Here is a 17,253-nt window from a genome sequence, read left to right on the forward strand (position 1 = left end):
GGAGGACCCAGGGAGTTCCATGGCGCACCAAGGTGTCCTCGTCATCGCAGTCGAACCGGAGAGCCTGGCCTGGGAGGCCGGCCTCCGGGCCGGGGATACCCTGCTGGAGATCAACGGGGAACCGGTGCTGGACCAGCTGAGCTACCAGTTCCTCATCAGCCAGCGGGACGAGACCGGCCTCAGCTTCCGGCGTCCGGACGGGTCCCGGGTCACCGCCACGGTGGAGAACGGGGAGAACGGCATCGGCCTGGACCTGGCCCAGGACCAGGTCAAGGTGTGCAAGCAGAACTGCATCTTCTGCTTCGTGCTGCAGATGCCCAAGGGGTACCGGAAATCGCTCTACCTCAAGGACGAGGACATCCGCCTCTCCTTCCTGTACGGCCACTTCAGCACCCTGTCCTCCAGCGACGACGCGGAACTGGACCGCATCGTGCGGGAGCGGCTCTCCCCCATCCACGTGAGCGTGCACGCCACGGACCCCGCGGTGCGGGTGAAGGTGGTGGGCAACCCCCGGGAGGGCGATATCCTGCGCAAGATCGACCGCCTCCTGGAGGGGGGCGTGGATATCCACACCCAGGCCGTGCTGGTGCCCGGGGTCAACGATGGCGAGGTGTGGGAGCGCACCGTGCGGGAGCTCTGGGAGCGCCGGGCCTTCCAGACCGAGGGGCCCTGGGCCGGCAAGGGCGGGGTGCTGAGCCTTTCCTGCGTGCCCGTGGGACTCACCTCCCACCGGGAGGGCCTGCCCTCCATCCCCGACGTGGACCCCGCCTTCGCCGCGGCGTGGACGAAGCGCTGGATCCCCGAGGTGCGCCGACACACGGCGGAAAACCACGGCGAACCCTGGCTCCTGCTGGCCGACGAATGGTTCACCCGGGCCCGGATCCCGGTGCCGGGCCGGGCCTTCTACTCCCAGTCCTGGGCCCAGCTGGAGAACGGCGTGGGCCTCGTGCGCAAGTTCCTGGAGCATGCCCGGCGCTTCGTGCGGACCCCCAAGGCCCTGGATTTCAAGGGCCGCAAGGTGCTGGTGCTCACCGGCAGCAGCTTCGCCCCGGTGCTCAACCGTTCCCTGGCCCAGGTGAACCGCCGCTGCGGCAGCGAACTGCGGGCCGTGGCGGCCCCCAACAACGCCTTCGGCACCAGCGTGACGGTGGCGGGCCTCCTCTGCGGCCGGGACCTGGCCTACGCGGCCCACGCCGACCGGGAGGCCCACGGGGGCAACCTGCGCTGGGTGGACGCGGTGGTGATCCCCAGCGCCGCCCTGCGGGTGCACACCGGCCCCACCGACCAGTACGCCCTGGACGACGGCAGCGAGCCCACCCCGGCCAACCAGTTCCTGGACGACATGACCCTGGCCGACCTGGAGCGGGAGGTGGGCGTCCCCGTGGTGCCCAGCGGCGCCAACCTGTCCCAGCTCCTGGACCACCTCCGGGCCAGCGACCGCTTCCACACCCAGGGCATGAACCGTCCCCAGGGCGCCTACAATCCCTAGGGCGCGGGTGCCGGACGAGCGCGCCGCAAGGATCGTAGGCGCAGGCAAGCTGCGCCTACGGAATGATCCGTTCCTGGGGTTACGGAGGGGTGCTGCCGCATTCGTCCTTCGATTGGGAGGGGGGGGTGATTGAAAACTTGGGCTCTCCGGGAGGGCCTATGCCTTGGGGACCAGCTTCGAGTTTGGGGTGAGGGGGGCGGGTCGCGCCGACGTTGATTACTGGGGTGGAAGCCTAGAAACCCCTTGATCCGGGCCGGGATCAGCGAAAAAATACGCTATTGGTCATACGTTCGCCATTGTACATATAACGTTCGTTTTCCCTGGGCCGTCGGCAAACGGTCCCATGCAGGTTGATCCATGACGCCCGAAGCCCTGCTCGCCCTCATCATTGTGGCCTCCCTGGCCGCCATGATTCTTGTGCTGGCGGTGGTGCTGGGCAGCAACCGCAGGCGAAGGGACCGGCGGCACCGACGGCTGTTCGCCCCCATTGAACGCCGCAAGAACGCCCGGCGCCGGAACGAGATCGGTCCTTACCTGGCGTGGCGGATCAAGCTCCTGCGTTCCGGAAAATAAAGGCGGGCGGCTAGTGCAGGGCGCCAGAACGACCTTCGCGAAGGAATGAAAGCAAACCCTTCCTTCTGAGGTTCTTTATCCTGATTCTTCCCCTGGATCCTGTTTATCCCCGTTTGAACCTCGCTTGGATGAACGCCGAAAGATGGGATGAACCGGGCTCCGCTCAACGCCTTCATCGCGGCTTCAAGGCCCCTGGGGTCTGCCGACCCACCCAATACCCGAAACGCAGAACGGGCCGGAAAGCCCGGCCCGTTCCTTGGATCCCTGGGGATCGGCTAGCTGGTGGGGGTGCGCTTCTTGACCGCGGCCACCACCTTCACGTCGCCGCCGTCCAGGCCGGTGCCCACGAACTCGGGACGGAGGGCGGTTTCCCGCTTGGCCCGGTCGCTGGCGACCTTGATCTGGTCGAGGACGTTGACGGCATACTGGTACGCCTGCTCCTCATCCACCCGCAGGAAGACCTTGCGCATGCCCGAAGGCTGCAGCTGGACCACGGGGGAGAGCTTGTCGGCCAGCTCGGCGAGCTGGATCTTGTCGTTCTGGAGCATGAGATCGCCGTTCTGGTCGATGGTGACGACCAGAGGGGGATTCTTCGGATCGGGCGGGGTGGGACGGTCCACCTTCACCACCTGGGGCACCACGACGGGCAGGGCCTTGGAGAGGCCGGGCACCATCACGATGAACACGATCAGAAGCACGAGAACGATGTCGATGAGAGGCGTAACGTTGATATCGCTTTTGGCTTTGCCCTTCGGGCCACCGGCGTCCATTATTTGGCCCCCCCAGTGCTCTTGTCCTCGCTGGTGACGATGGAGGCCTCGTCGGCCCCGCCCTCACGGCAGATCTGGAAGAGCTCGTCCACGTTTTTGAAGGGAATGTCGGCGTCGGCCTTGATGAACACGCGCCGGTCACTGAGATACATCATCGACTGCTTGATGTACGCGATGAGCTGCTGCTTCTTGGCGTCATCCTTGTAGGTGAACGTCAGAGCGTTGCCCTTGGCATCCTTGGCGTCCTTGTCGTCCACCATGATCGGAGCGGGGCCATCGATGACGCCCTTGGCGTCGCGGTGGGCCGGAAGGATCAGGGTGAGGTACTTGGCGCCTGCCTGGGTTTCGGGTTTGAGACTGTGCTTGGACAGCGGGAGCCGCACAGCGTTGTTCACGGCGGGCGTGATCACGATGAAGATGATCAGCAGCACCAGAACGATGTCCACAAGTGGGGTTACGTTGATATCCGCTTTAACCCCAGACTTGCCACCACCACCTGCATCCATGGTGACCTCCTAGATAGGTCCGGGGAATCCTTCTCAGGGCTCCCCGGACCGGGGTTAAAAGCTTAGGCCTGCTGGCTCTCGCGGCGGATGAACTCGTCGATCATCTGGGAGGCGGCGTTGTTGATGTTGGTGACCATCTTGTCCTGCTGGGCGGTGTAGAGGTTGTAGATCCACACGGCGGGAATGGCGGCCATCAGACCGAGAGCGGTGGTGCCCAGGGCCTCACCGATGGAACCGGCCAGGGCGTTGATGTCGCCGGCGCCCTTGGTCTTCAGGTCGGAGAACACCTTGATGATGCCGATGACGGTGCCGAGCAGGCCGATGAAGGGAGCCAGGGCGCCGATGGTGGCCAGGCCGAGCATGCCCTTCTTGAGCAGGTCGGTGACTTCGGCGGTGCCGCGGACGATGGCGCGCTCAACGGGCTGGATCACGTCGTGGGATTCGTGGAGGGCCTTGAGCTGCTTCTCGTACTGGAAGATGTCCAGGCCGTGCTTGAGCACCAGGGCGATGTGGCTCTTGTTGTGGGTGGTGGCGGCGCGCTTGGCGGCCTCGAAGTCACCGCGGCGGAGGGTGTCCATGAAGAGCTTGAGGAACTTGCGGGAGGCGGAGTTCGACTGGGCATACACGATGCCGCGCTCGATGGCGGTGTAGATCTGCAGGAGGATGAGGCAGATCAGGATGCCGATGATGACCTTGTTCACCGGAGAAGCGGCTTCCCAAATCTGCTTGGGGCCGAAGGCGTTTTCGGCGGCTTCTGCGATGGCGAGAACGAAGGGAGAGGCAAGCAGGCTCATTTGGATTCCTTATGGGATGAGGTGGCTTGGGAGGGGGCCTCGGGGGAGGCGGAAGGTTGCGTTCTGGAGTCCTGGATCACGGGATCCAACGTGGGCGCGGGGGCCTGTGAGGGTGCTGGAGCCGGGTTCACGGCACCGGGCTTCGAGGCGCCGCCGCCGAAGGCGACGAGCGTTGCTGCGAGGGCGATGGCGAGACCAGCACCCAACCATGCGGGACGGGACATGTTCGGCACGTCCCTACTTCAGCCTGAAGGGCATGGTCAGCTTGAACCGCGCCGTCTGCGCCACGCCGTTGAGCATGGCGGGCTCGAACTTCCAGCCCATGGCGTAGTTCTCGGCGGTCTGCCGGAGCTGGGCCGGGCCTTCCACGGCGTGGGCGGCGATGGGGATGCCATCGGGACCCACGGTGATCTCCACCACCACGGTGCCCTGGATCCGGGCGATCTTGGCGAGGGCGGGATAGGGGGGCGCGGGGGGCTGGAACTTGATCTTCATCTGGCTGAAGTCGAAGTCCACCACGTGGGAGGTGCCGGCGCCGGCCACGGCCATGCCGGTGGCGGGACCCGCGGAACCGCTGACGCCGCCGCCGGGGACGCCGGAACCGGAGCTCTGGCTGGAGGCGTAGCGCAGGGTGAGGTCCTGCTTGGGCAGTTCCCGGGGGGCGATCTCAGGCACCTGGTCCTGGTTGGGGTTGATGGGCGGCGGCGGAGGCGCCTCCTTCATCTGGATCCGGGGGGCCGGGGCGGCGGGAGCCGCGGGGGCCGGCGGAGGCGGCGGGGGGGGCGGCGGCGGCGCGTCGGCCTGTTCCGTCAGGTCCACGCCCATGGTCTTGATGACCTTCTTGCCGGCGTCCGTGTGGGTCGCCAGCAGGTATCCGCAGGCGCCGAAAATGGCGTAGGACACGATGGTCATCGGGATGGTGACCAGGGGGCTCGCGCCGTGGACGGCGGAATTCCCTGAAGACAGGCTGGACCTGTACACCAGGTCCTCCAGGGTCTCCTTGGAAGCGCCGTTGGGAGGAGGGTTGGTCTTGGGGTCTTGGCTCATGCGACTCCCGAAAAAAGCTGAATTAAGGAAAAAAATGGAGCCGGATCTGCTTTGACGGCAGAAACGGCTCTAAACCAAACGTCGAATGATCCGGGGCGGGGCCCAGCGGTTAAGATTACAAGCTGCCGGGTCGGCGTCAAGTACTGAAATCCGCATTGGCAGGGGATTTAGGACGATCGCCACATATTTTCCAACATCGTGACACGGGCCCCGTTCCTGGGGGATTTCCGTGATGATCACATGACAATTCATAGGGGTTTGTCACAGCCATGTCACAGTGCTTTTCCAGATTCCAGCAGGAAGCCTCCTCGGGGGTCGCCCGGGCGGGGCGCTTCGAAACCTCCCGGGGGCCCGTTCTCACGCCCGCCTTCATGCCCGTGGGCACCCAGGGCACGGTGAAGGGCATCACCCCGGCGCAATTGGCGGATATCGGCCCCCAGGTGATCCTGGGCAACACGTACCACCTGGGGCTCCGGCCCGGGGACGCCCTCGTGCGCGACCTGGGCGGGCTGCACCGGTTCATGGCCTGGCCGGGCCCCATCCTGACGGATTCGGGGGGGTTCCAGGTCTTCTCCCTGTCCTCCCTGCGCAGGATCAAGGAGGAGGGGGTCACCTTCCAGAGCCACATCGACGGCTCCACCCATTTCCTGTCCCCCGAGCGCAGCCTGGAGATCCAGCGCAACCTCGGTTCCGACATCGTCATGGCCCTGGACGAATGCCCTCCCGGTCGGTTGGACCGGCCGGGGCTGGAGCTGTCCATGGCCCGCACCACCCGCTGGCTGAAGCGCTGCCGGGACTTCCCCCTGGGCGAGCGCCAGGGCCTCTTCGCCATCAACCAGGGCGGCGTCCACCTGGACCTGCGCACCCGCCACCTGGGGGAGATCCTGGAGATCGACGCGGCCACGCCCTTCCAGGGCTTCGCCGTGGGGGGGCTCAGCGTGGGCGAGCCCAAGGAGGAGATGAACGCCCTGCTGGCGGACTTCGTGCGCCTCATGCCCGGGGACCGCCCCCGCTACCTCATGGGGGTGGGCACGCCCGAGGACCTCCTCTTCGGCATCGAGCACGGGGTGGACCTCTTCGACTGCGTGCTGCCCACCCGGGAGGCCCGCCACGGGACCCTTTTGACCTCCCGGGGTCGTGTGAAGATCAAGAACGCCCGCCACCGCGACAGCGACCGGCCCCTGGACCCCGAGTGCAACTGCTACACATGCAGGACTTTTTCCCGCGCCTACCTGCACCACCTCTTCCGGGCCGGGGAGATGCTGGCATCCACCCTCAACAGCATCCATAACCTGAGCTACACTGTTGGGCTGACTCGAGCCGCGCGGCAGGCCCTCCAGGAGGAACGGTTCCCGGAATTCGCCCGCCACACCAGGGATAATTGGAACCAAGAGGAGCCTTGAATGAATTTCGCCCTTCTCCAGCAAGCCCAGCAGGGATCCCCCTTCGGTCCCATCATCCTCTTCGGAGGCATGGCCCTGCTGTTCTACTTCCTCCTCATCCGTCCCCAGAGCAAGGCCCGCAAGCAGATGGAGGAACGCCTCTCCAAGCTCAAGGCCGGCGACGAGGTCCTGCTCACCTCGGGCTTCTACGCGGTCATCGACCGGGTGGAGGACAAGAACATCTACCTCAAGCTGGGCAGTTCCATCGTCAAGGCCCGCCGCACCGCGGTGGCCGCCCTTGCCGCCGAACCTGCTCCCGAACAGAACTGATCCCTGATCTTTATCTTGCCGAGGGCGGGGATTCGCATTCCCGCTCTCCTTTCGTCGGAGCCCATTCGTGACCAAGCGGAGCCTCTGGCGCCTGATCTTCACCACCCTGATCTGCGGCGCCTGCGCGTACTTCTTCGTCCCCCTCTCCAAGGTCCGGCTGGGCCTTGACCTCAAGGGCGGCGTGCACTTCGAACTCGAGGTCCAGGGCCAGGAGGCCCTCGAGGCCGACCTGCGGGATACCCGGGACCGGCTCCTGGACCGGCTCCACGAGAAGGGATTCCCCGAGGCCGTGGCCCGCCTGGAGGGGCTGACCCTCAAGGCCTCCGGGGTCCCCGCGGAGCGCCAGGCCGAGGCCCAGAAGGTCCTCGGCACCTTCAGCGGCTACGACACCGTCTTCTCCGGCGACACGCTGGTCATGACGCAGAAGAGCGGCTACCAGAAGAGCCTCAAGGACGACGCCAACAAGCGCGCCCAGCAGATCATCGAGAACCGCATCAACCAGTTCGGCGTGGCCGAGCCCGAGATCACCCCCACCGGCGCCGAAGGCAACCGCATCGTGGTGGAGCTCCCGGGCGTGGGCGATGCCGAGCGCGAGCGCATCAAGGGCCTGCTCACCACCCCGGGCCGCCTCGAGCAGCGCCTCGTGGCCAAGCAGGACACCACCAACGGCATCGGCTGGCGCACCCGCGAAGAGGCCATGGCCCACTTCGCCGGCCAGCTGCCCCCGGGCACCGAGCTCCTGCCCCAGCCCCTCTCCGAGCGCGAGGCCCGCCGCGAAGGCAAGGCCTTCCAGACTCCCGCCGCGGGCCAGTCCGAGCCCATCCGCTCCTGGGTCCTGGTGGAGGAGAAGGTCTACGTGGACGGCGCGGACATCACCAAGGCCGACCCCACCGTCAACCCCCAGACCGACCAGTACGAGATCAGCTACGTCCTGAACAAGAAGGGCGCCGACGACTTCTACAACCTCTCGGGCATCGCCTCGGAGGAGAACCGCCGCATCGCCGTGGTGCTGGACCGCAAGGTCGTGAGCGTCCTGTGGTGCAAGGAGAAGATCCCCGGCGGGGCCGTGCGCATCACGGGCCAGTTCTCCAAGGAGGAGGCCGACGACTTCGCCCTCAAGCTCAAGAGCGGCGCCATGCGCGCCAGCATGAAGTTCCTGGAGGAGCGGGCCATGGGTCCGAGCCTGGGCGCGGATTCCATCGCCTCGGGCATCCGGGGCGCCCTCATCGGCTTCCTCACCGTCATCGGCTTCATGGTCTTCTACTACCGGTGGTCCGGGGTGAACGCCGTGGTGGCCCTCACGGTGAACATCATCGTGATGCTGGGCCTCATGGGCTCCTTCCACGCGGTCATCACGCTGCCCGGCATCGCCGGCTTCGCCCTGACCGTGGGCATGGCGGTGGACGCGAACATCCTCATCTTCGAGCGCATACGGGAGGAGCTGGCCAACGGGAAATCCGTATCGGGCGCCATCCAGACCGGCTTCGACCGGGTGTTCTGGACCATCGTGGACAGCCACGTCACCCAGCTCGTTTCCGCCATCCTTCTCTTCATCTTCGGCACGGGGCCGGTCAAGGGCTTCGCGGTGACCCTCACGGTGGGCGTCACGGCTTCCCTTTTCACCAGCATCTACATCAGCCGGTTCATCTACGACTGGATCCTGGAACGCCACCCCGGCGCCAAGAGCCTCTCCATCTAACGGGCCCCCCAGATGAAAATATTCGAGCACCTCCCCCACATTCCCTTCATGAAGTATTCGAAGGTCGCCCTGGTCATCTCCTGGGGCATCATCGTCGCCTGCCTTCTCTGGATCCACCCCTGGAAGGGCGCCGACGCCCACGTGAAGCTGGGCATGCAGTTCACCGGCGGCATCGACATGATGGTGGCCTTCAAGGGCAACGTCCACCAGGAGGACGTGCGCAACGCCCTCTACGCCGGCGGGGTCCAGCAGGCCGGCGTCGTGGCCTACCAGGACAAGCCCGGCGTGGCCATGTTCTCCATCAAGGTCAAGGCCCGCAAGGGCCAGGACGAGAAGGACTCCAGCACGCAGATCAAGCAGATCACCGCGGCCCTCCGGAGCCTGGACGCCAAGGCCGCCAGCGACCACCGGCTGGACCTGAACACCGAGAGCGTCGGCGCCATCGTGGACACCTGGATGAAGGCCAACCCCCTGGGCATCCAGGGCGACGAGACCGCCCTGCGCCTGGCCTACGAGCCCTACGTGGACAAGGTCATCAAGGCCCGGGAGAAGGCCAGCCCCATGTCCGACTACAACCAGCTCCCCTCCGATCTCCCCGGGGCCCTGCGGGCCAGCCTGGAGAAGGACTACCGCCTCGGCAACCTGACCATCCTGAAGAACGAGAGCTTCTCGCCCTCCATCTCCGGCGAATGGACCTGGAAGACCCTTTCGGCCGTGGGCTGGGCCCTGGTGGCCATCCTCGTCTACGTCCTCTTCCGCTTCACCCTGAGCTTCTCCGTGGGCGGCATCGTGGCCCTGGTGCACGACGTGCTCATGGCCCTGGGCCTCTTCGTGCTCTTCGGGTTCGAGTTCTCGGTGCCCGTGGTGGCCAGCTTCCTGATCCTCATCGGCTATTCCATGGCCGACACCATCGTGGTCTTCGACCGCATCCGCGAGAACAGCCACAAGCCCGAGTACCGCCGCGTGGACATCACCAAGCTCGTGGACGATTCCATCAACCAGACCCTGAGCCGCACCATCCTCACCTCCATGTCCGTGCTGTTCGTGGCCCTCTGCCTCTTCATCTGGGGCGGCCACGCCCTGCGCGACCTGGCCTTCCCCCTGGTGGTGGGCGTCCTCACCGGCACCTACTCCTCCATCTTCATCGCCTCCCCGGTGGTCGTCTTCCTGGACCACCAGTTCGGCGGCAAGGAAAAGCTCAAGCAGCACGCCTAGGTTGGGGATGACATTTCATAAGCCCAATAAATAGTCTGGTTGAATTCCTGGCTTAAGCATTGTAGGCCGGGAATTTCGACCAGGAGAAACGATGGCGCGAAATCGCTCGCCTCAGGCAGTTCGACAGGTCCCTTGAAAGGATTAAACGCTGGGGCGCAGAGGGCTCGCTGGGGCGCTGGGAAAAGAAGGTGAAGCTTGGGGAGGCTGGTGGCAAATCCGCCGGGGCGTTCATCACTTCAGAGGCTGAGCCCCCAGCGCCCCAGCGAGTCCTCTGCGCCCCAGCGTTTGTTTTTTTTGCCTGGTTTTCGTGGCGCCATGCGTTCGTGCTAAGCCAAGGAGCCTTCCTTGGATGCACCCTTGGCCGAGCCGATTGGGTATAAGCCACTTCCGCCCATGGATTCCGATAAGACCCTTTTCGGGATCTTCGCCGCTCGCGGCCCGCACTTCATCGCGGCCTGGGAATCACGCTGATGTGGCCGTTGGTTTCGAGGATGGCCACGTGGACCTCCTCCACGCTGCCCAGGCCCGCGGCGCGCAGGGCCGCCATGAGTTCGTGCTGGGTGACCTCCTCGGAGGCGAGCATGGAGGGGACGACCTTGCCGTTGTGGATGAGGACCAGGGGGTTGCCCTCCACGATCTTCTGGACCTTCTTGCTGCGGTAGGTGAGCCAGCTCACCAGGGCGTTCACGGCCACCAGGGTGCCCGCCAGGATGAAGCCGGCGCTGACGGTGTTGTCGCCGCCGTTCATGCTGTTCTGCACGGCGTTGGAGAGCACCAGCAGCAGCACCAGGTCGAAGGGGGAGAGCTGGCCCACCTGGCGCTTGCCGGTGAGGCGCAGGATCACCAGGAGGAACCCGTAGACCAGGATGGCCCGCAGGACGAACTCCCACCAGGGCTGGCCCAGGGTCCAGAGGCTCACGCCCACGGGCAGGAGCGCCATGGATCAGTTCCCGGCGGGATCGTCGTCGCCCCGCTTCACGAGGCGGGGGGAACCGTGCACCGGCTGGCTGGACATGCCCTTCCACACGTACCGGGTGCCGCGCTTCTGGCCCTGCTTGAGGATGACGCCCTCGTCCTCCAGCTCGGAAAAAAACCGGCGGAGGGTGGCCGGGGCCCAGTCGCAACTCTTGAGTCCCAGTTCCTCCTGGGCCTGGAAACTGCTCAGGGCCCCCTGGAGCTGGAGGGTCTTGATGAGCTGGTTCTTGAGGGCCAGCAGCTCGCCCTTGGACCTGCGAAGCTTATTCTTGAAATCGGGGATGATATCCTTCTCGAAGGGCACGGGGGCGGGGGGCGGGGCCACGGGCTTGGGGGCCGGGGCCTCCGGCTGCGCCCCTTCGGCCTCGATGAGCAACCCACCGTCTAGCAACATATCCGCATCCTCGCGGCCAAAGAGCACCACGACCGAGCTCGCGGGGATGCCCTCCCCGTGGAAAGCGTCGATGATGCGGTCGCCGATCCTTTTTTTCTGATCCCGGGACAGGGGGTTCGATTTGATGTGTATCAAAGGCATACACACTCCTTTAAAACGAGGGTGATTTCAATTTAATCTGTATTATGAATGAAGGGGAATTCTTTTTGATCCCTTTAACGACTTTTCCGAACCAGGGAGTATCCATGTCCCCCAACCCGACGCTGCCCACCCGAGCCCCTTCCACCGAAGCGCATCGTTTCGAGGCCTACCTCCGGAGCAAGAAGCTCAAACTGACGGGCGAGCGCATGGAGATCCTCGCCACTATCTTCCGCAAGGATAGTCACTTCGATGCGGAGGAACTGCACGCCGAACTGAAGACACTCGGACGCGATATCAGCCGCGCGACGGTGTACCGCACCCTGGACCTCCTGGTGCAATGCGGTCTCGTGCGCAAGAGCAGCCTGGGCTCCAGCCACGCCAACTACGAGGCCGCCCATGAGAATGAGCATCATGATCACCTGATCTGCCTGAGCTGCGGCAAGGTCTTCGAGTTCTACCGCCCCGATCTGGAGACCCTCCAGGACGCCATCTGCCAGGAGCGGAAGTTCAAGCCCCTCCACCACAGCCTCCAGATCTTCGGCCTCTGCGTGGACTGCGTGGACAAGGCCGACGAGAATTCCATCCGCACCAAGGTGGCCCAGATCCATACCTAGAACGCCCGCTGACGGGATGCCCTGGACCTTCCGGGGGTCGGGAAGCCGCGTCCGGGCCGGCGCAGGCGTGGAGGAAGAATGAACCTGCTCAAGCTTCTGAAGATCCGCACGCGGCTGCTGGTGATCATCCTGGGCTGCAGCCTGGCGCTGGTGTGCCTCGGCCTGTCGAGCCTCCACTACCTGCGGGCCATGGAGGCCACCCACGGGGATCCCGCCGCCAACCTCCAGGTGGCCTCCGAGTCCATGCGCGTGACCCTGGCCCTCCTTGCCTTCTTCATCGTGTGCGGCGCGGGCGTCGGCGTCGTCATCAGCATGAGCATCAACTCCTCCCTTTCGCGGATCACCCGCCGCATGCACGACCTCGCCGAGGGCGAGGGCGACCTCACCCAGCGCATCACCATCGAAGGCGCCGACGAACTCAGCCAGTTGGCGGGCTTCATCAACACGTTCATCCACAAGGCCCACGGCACCGTGGCCCGGGCCGTGGCCACGGCCAACGAGACGGCGGCCTCCAGCAACGAGCTTTCGGCCATCTCCCGGGATCTGGCGGGCAACGTGACCAGCCAGTGCGAGCTGGCCGAGAACAGCAGCAACCTCATGACGGACGTGGCCCGGAACCTCGACGTCACCGAGGAGATGTCCATCACCACCACCGAGACCCTGGAATCCACCGAAAAGGTGCTGGCGGCCTTCGTGGCCACCCTCACCGAGGTGGGCGGCGTGGTCATCGCCGAGGGCGACAAGCAGTCCCGCATGGCCACCCGCATGAGGGAACTGAGCGAGGACGCCCAGGGCATCAACGACGTGCTGGGCATCATCGCGGAAATCGCGAACCAGACCAACCTCCTGGCCCTCAACGCCTCCATCGAGGCCGCCCATGCCCGGGAGGCCGGCAAGGGCTTCGCGGTGGTGGCCGAGGAGATCCGCAAGCTGGCCGCCAAGACCCAGGGCTCCCTCGTGGAGATCAACATCAACGTGAAGGAGGTCGTGGACGGCATCGAGGCCATGTGCGCCGAGACGGACCGCGCCTCCATGCAGATGGTGGGCGTTTCCGACCGCACCCGCCACCTCCTGGAGGACGCGGACACCACCGGCACCAAGCTCAAGGACTCCGTCACCACCTCGTCCGACCTGGTGCGCAAGACCACCTACATCGCCACCCGCACCAAGGATCTCATCGAGACCATGAACAGCCTGGTGGACCTCTCCAACCGGAACAAGGACGCCGCCCGCGGCGTGGAGACCGTTTCCACGAACCTCGCCGCGAAATCCGAGGACCTGCGAAGCTCCCTGAACCATTTCCGGGTGAACTAGGAAGCGCACGTGTCCCGGACGTTCGCCCCGGTTCGTCGTCGCCGGCGGGGCCGGCGCCGACGGAATGACCCCGTCCGGTGTGCGAGGGCCGTGTTGCACCTTCTGGCCCCGGCCGGGCATGGAATCGCTACGAGTCTTCCAGCCCGTTAGTGGGGTCGCATCGACGCAAAGCTTGCCCTTGCGCCCAATTCCCATTTCTTCAAGCCATCTTCACAAATCAACGTCGGCGCTGACCACCCAGCTCCCCGATCACTCGCAGCGTGCCCCCAAGGCATAGGCCCTCCCGGGGAGCCCCCTAACCGCCCCCCCCCACCGCCCATCGAAGCAGGAATGCGGCAGCACCCCTCCCCAGTCCCAAGGAGGTTGCCTTCCCGTCGGCGCAGCTTGCCTGCGCCGACGAACCGGGGCGAACGTCCGGGACACGTACAACCCCATGGCCCTCACCACCCGATCCCGGATGAGGGATTTCTGGAACTCCTGGAAGAGCTGAGCCTTCGGGAACTCTTCGGGGCCCGCCATCAGGCATAGAAGAAAACTACCCCATCCGCTAAACTGAGGGATGCGAAAACTCACTTTAGAAGACATCCAGCGCCTCCCCAAGACGGATCTGCACGTTCATTTGGACGGCAGTTTGCGTCTCTCCACCATCCTCGAGCTGGCCCAGGAGCAGGGCGTCACCCTGCCGGGCACCACCATCGAGACCCTGCGCCCCTTCGTGGAAGTGGGCGAGGAGTGCACGTCCCTGGTGGACTACCTCAAGGCCTTCGACGTCACCCTGTCGGTGATGCAGACCTACGATTCCCTGGTGCGCACCGCCTACGAGCTGGCCGCCGACGCGGCGGCGGAGAACGTCCGGTACCTGGAAGTGCGCTACAGCCCCATCCTCCACCAGCAGAAGGGCCTCACCCTGCACCACATCGTGCAGGCCGTGGTGGAGGGGCTCGCCCAGGCGGAAAAGGAATTCAATATCAAGACCGGCGTCATCCTCTGCGGCATCCGGCACATCAGCCCCGAGCTGTCCAACCGCCTGGCGGACCTCACCGTCGCCTTCAAGAACAAGGGCGTGGTGGGCTTCGACCTGGCCGGGGCGGAGGAGGACTTCCCCGCCAAGAAGCACCGGGAGGCCTTCAGCCGCGTGCTGGCCAACAACATCAACTGCACCCTCCACGCCGGCGAGGCGTACGGGCCCGAGAGCATCCACCAGGCCATCCACCTGTGCGGCGCCCACCGCATCGGCCACGGCGTGCGCCTCATCGAGAACGGCGACCTGCTCAACTACGTGAACGACCACCGCATCCCCCTGGAGTGCTGCCCCTCCTCCAATGTCCAGACCCGGGCCGTGCGCACCATGGCCGAGCACCCCATCCGCCTCTTCTACGACCTGGGCCTGCGGGTGACCGTGAACACGGACAACCGCATGGTCACCCGCACCACCGTCAGCGAGGAGTACCTCCACCTGCACGAGACCCTCGGCTTCACCCTGGACGAGATCAAGGAGCTCATCATCATGGGCTTCAAGAGCGCCTTCCTCCCCTACGCCGTGAAGCGGGCCCTGCTGTCGGACGTGGTGAACGAGCTGAAATCCTTCCAGCCCCACAGCCTGGAGAGCAAGAAGGAACAGCTCTAGGTTATACTTGATCGCAGAGGTCGGAATTGCTGAACCGCTTCAATGCCTTTCTCGAGAACCAGGACCGGATCCTGTTGACCACCCATGAGAATCCGGACGGGGACGGCATCGGCGCCATGGTGGGCCTGGCCCACTACCTGAAGGCCCGGGGCAAGGAGGTGCGCATCGTGGTGCACCCCCGGCTGCCGGACTTCCTGGCCTTCCTGGACCCGGGCGGCTGGGTGGAGGCCCTGGACCTGGATGGGCGGCACCGGGACCTGGCCGCCTGGCCCAGCACCTGGATCATCGTGGACGCCTCCGAGCCCCACCGCCTGGGCCCCCTGCTCCCCGCCTTCCAGGCCACCCCCGCCGTCACCGCCTGCCTGGATCACCACCTGAAGGACGCCCCCGCGGGGTTCCGGGAGGAATTCACGGATCCCACGGCCTCCGCCAGCGCCGAGCTGGTGTACGAACTGGCGGTGGCCCACATGCCCCTTCCCCTGCCCGCTCCCATGGCCGACGCCCTGTACGCCGGGGTGGTGGAGGACACGGGCAATTTCCGGTTCTCCAACGCCACCGCCAAGGTCCACCGCATGGCCGCCCAGCTCATCGAGCAGGGGGTAGCGCCCGCCCGCATTTATCAGAACCTCTACCACCAGGGGCGGCTGGAAAAGCTCCGCCTGACCGGACGGGCCTTCGACAAGCTGGTCCTCCAGGGCCAGGGCCGCTACGCCCGCATCAGCCTCACCCAGGCCGACCTGGACGCCTGCGGGGCGAACCATGACGACATGGAGACCCTGGTGAACCGCCCCCTGGAACTGAAGGGGGTGGAGGTGTCCTGCCTGCTCTATGAGCTGGCGGACGGCCGCGTCAAGGCGAGCCTCCGTTCAAGAGAACAAGCCAATGTCAACCAGGTCTGCCGCCGCTTCGGCGGGGGCGGCCACCGCCTGGCCTCGGGCGCCAAGCTGGACGGCCCTCTGTCCAAGGCCCAGAATGAGATGGACGCCGCCGTGCTCGCCCAGTTGGAAGCCGACTTCGCCTGATCATCCCCGGATCGCTTGCCTATCCGCCCCGATCCCTTTTTCGCACCTATTCAACGGCTCCATTCACGAATCGCAGACAGCGGAATGAAACGCATGGCCCCCAAAGACAGCAGCAGCGCCCCCCACCTTGAGCTTGGACCCGAATCCCCCCTGGAAGTGGTGACGCGCTTCGAGACCGAGGCGGTTCCCTTCGTGGCCAAGGCCAACGTGCCCTCCATCTTCGGCAAGTACGTCGTGTACGGGTTCCTGGAAAAGATGACCGGCAAGGAGCACCTGGCCATCGTGGCCGGGGACATCGACGCCCGCAAGCGAGTCAATGTCCGCATCCACAGCGAATGCTGGACCGGCGACGTGCTGGGCAGCCTCAAGTGCGATTGCCGGGCCCAGCTGGAATCCGCCCTGCGCTTCGTGGGCGAGCATGGCGGCATCGTGCTCTACCTGCGCCAGGAGGGCCGGGGCATCGGCCTCCTGAACAAGCTCAAGGCCTACGCGCTCCAGGAGCAGGGCTTCGACACCGTGGAGGCCAACCACGAGCTGGGCTTCGCGGACGATCTGCGGACCTACGAATCCGCGGTGGAGATGCTGAGGTTCTTCGGCATCCGCAAGGTGCGGCTGCTGACCAACAATCCCCGGAAGATCCATGCCCTGGAGGGGGCCGGGATCCACGTGCAGCGGGAGGCCCACCAGCTGGCCTCCAACCCCTACAACTTGAAGTACCTGAAGACCAAGGCCAACAAGTCGGGGCACATGCTGGACTTCAAGGAAGATCCGAAGCTGTAGGGCCGGGTCCTACTCGTCCCGGCGGGGGAGGATAAGGCTGCGCTGCACGCGCTCCAGGTTGCCGTGGAGGCGCACCAGCTTCCAGGCCAGGATCATGGCGTAGCCGAGCCAGACCCAGAGGAGGCGCGGGTCGCAGGGGGTGCGCTTCAGGGGCTCCAGGCCCAGGTCGATGCGCAGGCCGTACAGGAACCACACCACCACGCCGAAGGCGATGAGGAGATGGCCCCAGCGGATCCAGTAGGGGCGGAGGCACTCCTGGGTCTTCCACTTGAGCAGGAGCCAGCGTTCCATGACGGGGGTCCGGGCCTCGGCGAAGTTCAGGGCCACGAGCAGGTCCACCAGGGGGGCGTAGTTGTGGACCTTCAGCTCGGCCAGTTCCTCGTCGCCGTTCACCTTGCGCAGGAAGGCGGAGCGGATCTTGCCCACGCACTCCTCCCAGGGGGCCTCCTCCCGCTGCAGGGCCAGGTGCAGGCGCACCAGGCCCACCCACAGGAGGGCCTGCCAGAGCAGGACGCCCCACAGCGAGAGGCCCTGCCAGCCGTGATTGCGGGCCAGTTCCAGAAAGCGGCTCAGATCCATCC

18 protein-coding genes are annotated in these 17,253 nt (G+C 65.6%); 11 read left to right on the forward strand and 7 right to left on the reverse strand.

The features are described from left to right. Positions 1 to 19 precede the first annotated feature (19 nt). Both R2J76_RS14910 and R2J76_RS14915 read left to right on the forward strand, forming a co-directional pair. Positions 20 to 1,489 carry a DUF512 domain-containing protein gene (locus R2J76_RS14910; RefSeq protein WP_316412430.1) on the forward strand — a complete coding sequence of 490 codons (1,470 nt, stop codon included), beginning with the start codon at positions 20 to 22 and terminating at the stop codon, positions 1,487 to 1,489. A 357-nt stretch (positions 1,490 to 1,846) separates the two neighbouring features. Then, positions 1,847 to 2,062, forward strand: coding sequence for a hypothetical protein (locus tag R2J76_RS14915; protein WP_316412431.1), 216 nt, complete (start codon positions 1,847 to 1,849; stop codon positions 2,060 to 2,062). Positions 2,063 to 2,337: 275 nt separating this feature from the next. On the opposite strand, the gene R2J76_RS14920 is transcribed toward R2J76_RS14915, so the two are convergent. The 4 genes from R2J76_RS14920 to R2J76_RS14935 form a co-directional block, all read right to left on the reverse strand. Next, positions 2,338 to 2,832 carry an ExbD/TolR family protein gene (locus tag R2J76_RS14920; RefSeq protein ID WP_306599721.1) on the reverse strand — a complete coding sequence of 165 codons (495 nt, stop codon included), beginning with the start codon at positions 2,830 to 2,832 and terminating at the stop codon, positions 2,338 to 2,340. Then, complete coding sequence (locus R2J76_RS14925) at positions 2,832 to 3,338, reverse strand: ExbD/TolR family protein (protein WP_316412432.1); 507 nt, start codon at positions 3,336 to 3,338, stop codon at positions 2,832 to 2,834. The genes R2J76_RS14920 and R2J76_RS14925 overlap by 1 nt, the downstream gene beginning before the upstream one ends. 62 nt (positions 3,339 to 3,400) lie before the next feature. Beyond that, positions 3,401 to 4,132 (reverse strand): MotA/TolQ/ExbB proton channel family protein, encoded by a 732-nt coding sequence (locus tag R2J76_RS14930; protein WP_316412433.1) that lies wholly within the window; start codon positions 4,130 to 4,132, stop codon positions 3,401 to 3,403. Between the two features lie 237 nt (positions 4,133 to 4,369). Continuing rightward, the gene (locus tag R2J76_RS14935) at positions 4,370 to 5,179 is read right to left on the reverse strand and encodes an energy transducer TonB (protein WP_316412434.1); all 810 of its coding nucleotides are present in this window, start codon (positions 5,177 to 5,179) and stop codon (positions 4,370 to 4,372) included. Positions 5,180 to 5,448: 269 nt separating this feature from the next. On the opposite strand from R2J76_RS14935, the gene tgt reads away from it, so the two are divergent. The 4 genes from tgt (at position 5,449) to secF (ending at position 9,805) form a co-directional block, all read left to right on the forward strand. Next, positions 5,449 to 6,582: a tRNA guanosine(34) transglycosylase Tgt gene (tgt, locus tag R2J76_RS14940; RefSeq protein ID WP_316412435.1), complete on the forward strand. Its 1,134-nt coding sequence runs from the start codon at positions 5,449 to 5,451 to the stop codon at positions 6,580 to 6,582. Then, positions 6,583 to 6,891, forward strand: coding sequence for a preprotein translocase subunit YajC (gene yajC, locus R2J76_RS14945; RefSeq protein WP_316412436.1), 309 nt, complete (start codon positions 6,583 to 6,585; stop codon positions 6,889 to 6,891). Positions 6,892 to 6,958: 67 nt separating this feature from the next. Then, positions 6,959 to 8,590, forward strand: a complete 1,632-nt coding sequence (secD, locus tag R2J76_RS14950) for a protein translocase subunit SecD (RefSeq protein WP_316412437.1) — start codon at positions 6,959 to 6,961, stop codon at positions 8,588 to 8,590. A 48-nt stretch (positions 8,591 to 8,638) separates the two neighbouring features. Further along, positions 8,639 to 9,805 carry a protein translocase subunit SecF gene (gene secF / locus R2J76_RS14955; RefSeq protein ID WP_316412438.1) on the forward strand — a complete coding sequence of 389 codons (1,167 nt, stop codon included), beginning with the start codon at positions 8,639 to 8,641 and terminating at the stop codon, positions 9,803 to 9,805. A gap of 445 nt (positions 9,806 to 10,250) precedes the next feature. Here the strand turns inward: secF and R2J76_RS14960 are convergent, their stop codons facing one another. Together R2J76_RS14960 and R2J76_RS14965 are read right to left on the reverse strand one after the other, a co-directional pair. Then, entirely contained in the window at positions 10,251 to 10,745 is a 495-nt protein-coding gene (locus R2J76_RS14960; RefSeq protein ID WP_316412439.1) for a DUF421 domain-containing protein, read from the reverse strand. Positions 10,746 to 10,748: 3 nt separating this feature from the next. Continuing rightward, the gene (locus tag R2J76_RS14965) at positions 10,749 to 11,174 is read right to left on the reverse strand and encodes a hypothetical protein (protein ID WP_316412440.1); all 426 of its coding nucleotides are present in this window, start codon (positions 11,172 to 11,174) and stop codon (positions 10,749 to 10,751) included. Between the two features lie 245 nt (positions 11,175 to 11,419). On the opposite strand from R2J76_RS14965, the gene R2J76_RS14970 reads away from it, so the two are divergent. From R2J76_RS14970 to ribA, 5 genes are all read left to right on the forward strand, one after another. After that, positions 11,420 to 11,929: a Fur family transcriptional regulator gene (locus tag R2J76_RS14970; protein ID WP_316412441.1), complete on the forward strand. Its 510-nt coding sequence runs from the start codon at positions 11,420 to 11,422 to the stop codon at positions 11,927 to 11,929. A 78-nt stretch (positions 11,930 to 12,007) separates the two neighbouring features. Then, entirely contained in the window at positions 12,008 to 13,243 is a 1,236-nt protein-coding gene (locus R2J76_RS14975) for a methyl-accepting chemotaxis protein (protein ID WP_316412442.1), read from the forward strand. 559 nt (positions 13,244 to 13,802) lie between these two features. Beyond that, positions 13,803 to 14,870 (forward strand): adenosine deaminase, encoded by a 1,068-nt coding sequence (add, locus tag R2J76_RS14980; protein WP_316412443.1) that lies wholly within the window; start codon positions 13,803 to 13,805, stop codon positions 14,868 to 14,870. Positions 14,871 to 14,896: 26 nt separating this feature from the next. Further along, complete coding sequence (locus R2J76_RS14985; RefSeq protein ID WP_316412444.1) at positions 14,897 to 15,892, forward strand: DHH family phosphoesterase; 996 nt, start codon at positions 14,897 to 14,899, stop codon at positions 15,890 to 15,892. 93 nt (positions 15,893 to 15,985) lie between these two features. Further along, a complete protein-coding gene (gene ribA, locus R2J76_RS14990) occupies positions 15,986 to 16,672 on the forward strand; it encodes a GTP cyclohydrolase II (RefSeq protein WP_316412445.1) in 687 nt (228 codons plus the stop codon). 9 nt (positions 16,673 to 16,681) lie between these two features. Here ribA and R2J76_RS14995 read toward each other — a convergent pair whose 3' ends face one another. Beyond that, complete coding sequence (locus R2J76_RS14995) at positions 16,682 to 17,251, reverse strand: hypothetical protein (protein WP_316412446.1); 570 nt, start codon at positions 17,249 to 17,251, stop codon at positions 16,682 to 16,684. Positions 17,252 to 17,253: the final 2 nt, after the last annotated feature.

It is taken from the genome of Mesoterricola silvestris (assembly GCF_030295405.1).
Classification (GTDB): Bacteria; Acidobacteriota; Holophagae; order Holophagales; family Holophagaceae; genus Mesoterricola; species Mesoterricola silvestris.

Bases quoted from the DNA above. Each gene is read 5' to 3' on its own strand.
- R2J76_RS14930 (WP_316412433.1), bottom strand. From the start codon at position 4,132: ATGAGCCTGCTTGCCTCTCCCTTCGTTCTCGCCATCGCAGAAGCCGCC.
- ribA (WP_316412445.1), top strand. From the start codon at position 15,986: ATGGCCCCCAAAGACAGCAGCAGCGCCCCCCACCTTGAGCTTGGACCC.
- R2J76_RS14920 (WP_306599721.1), bottom strand. From the start codon at position 2,832: ATGGACGCCGGTGGCCCGAAGGGCAAAGCCAAAAGCGATATCAACGTT.
- R2J76_RS14915 (WP_316412431.1), top strand. From the start codon at position 1,847: ATGACGCCCGAAGCCCTGCTCGCCCTCATCATTGTGGCCTCCCTGGCC.
- tgt (WP_316412435.1), top strand. From the start codon at position 5,449: ATGTCACAGTGCTTTTCCAGATTCCAGCAGGAAGCCTCCTCGGGGGTC.
- yajC (WP_316412436.1), top strand. From the start codon at position 6,583: ATGAATTTCGCCCTTCTCCAGCAAGCCCAGCAGGGATCCCCCTTCGGT.
- R2J76_RS14910 (WP_316412430.1), top strand. From the start codon at position 20: ATGGCGCACCAAGGTGTCCTCGTCATCGCAGTCGAACCGGAGAGCCTG.
- R2J76_RS14925 (WP_316412432.1), bottom strand. From the start codon at position 3,338: ATGGATGCAGGTGGTGGTGGCAAGTCTGGGGTTAAAGCGGATATCAAC.
- R2J76_RS14975 (WP_316412442.1), top strand. From the start codon at position 12,008: ATGAACCTGCTCAAGCTTCTGAAGATCCGCACGCGGCTGCTGGTGATC.
- secF (WP_316412438.1), top strand. From the start codon at position 8,639: ATGAAGTATTCGAAGGTCGCCCTGGTCATCTCCTGGGGCATCATCGTC.
- R2J76_RS14960 (WP_316412439.1), bottom strand. From the start codon at position 10,745: ATGGCGCTCCTGCCCGTGGGCGTGAGCCTCTGGACCCTGGGCCAGCCC.
- R2J76_RS14970 (WP_316412441.1), top strand. From the start codon at position 11,420: ATGTCCCCCAACCCGACGCTGCCCACCCGAGCCCCTTCCACCGAAGCG.
- R2J76_RS14965 (WP_316412440.1), bottom strand. From the start codon at position 11,174: ATGTTGCTAGACGGTGGGTTGCTCATCGAGGCCGAAGGGGCGCAGCCG.
- add (WP_316412443.1), top strand. From the start codon at position 13,803: ATGCGAAAACTCACTTTAGAAGACATCCAGCGCCTCCCCAAGACGGAT.
- R2J76_RS14995 (WP_316412446.1), bottom strand. From the start codon at position 17,251: ATGGATCTGAGCCGCTTTCTGGAACTGGCCCGCAATCACGGCTGGCAG.
- R2J76_RS14935 (WP_316412434.1), bottom strand. From the start codon at position 5,179: ATGAGCCAAGACCCCAAGACCAACCCTCCTCCCAACGGCGCTTCCAAG.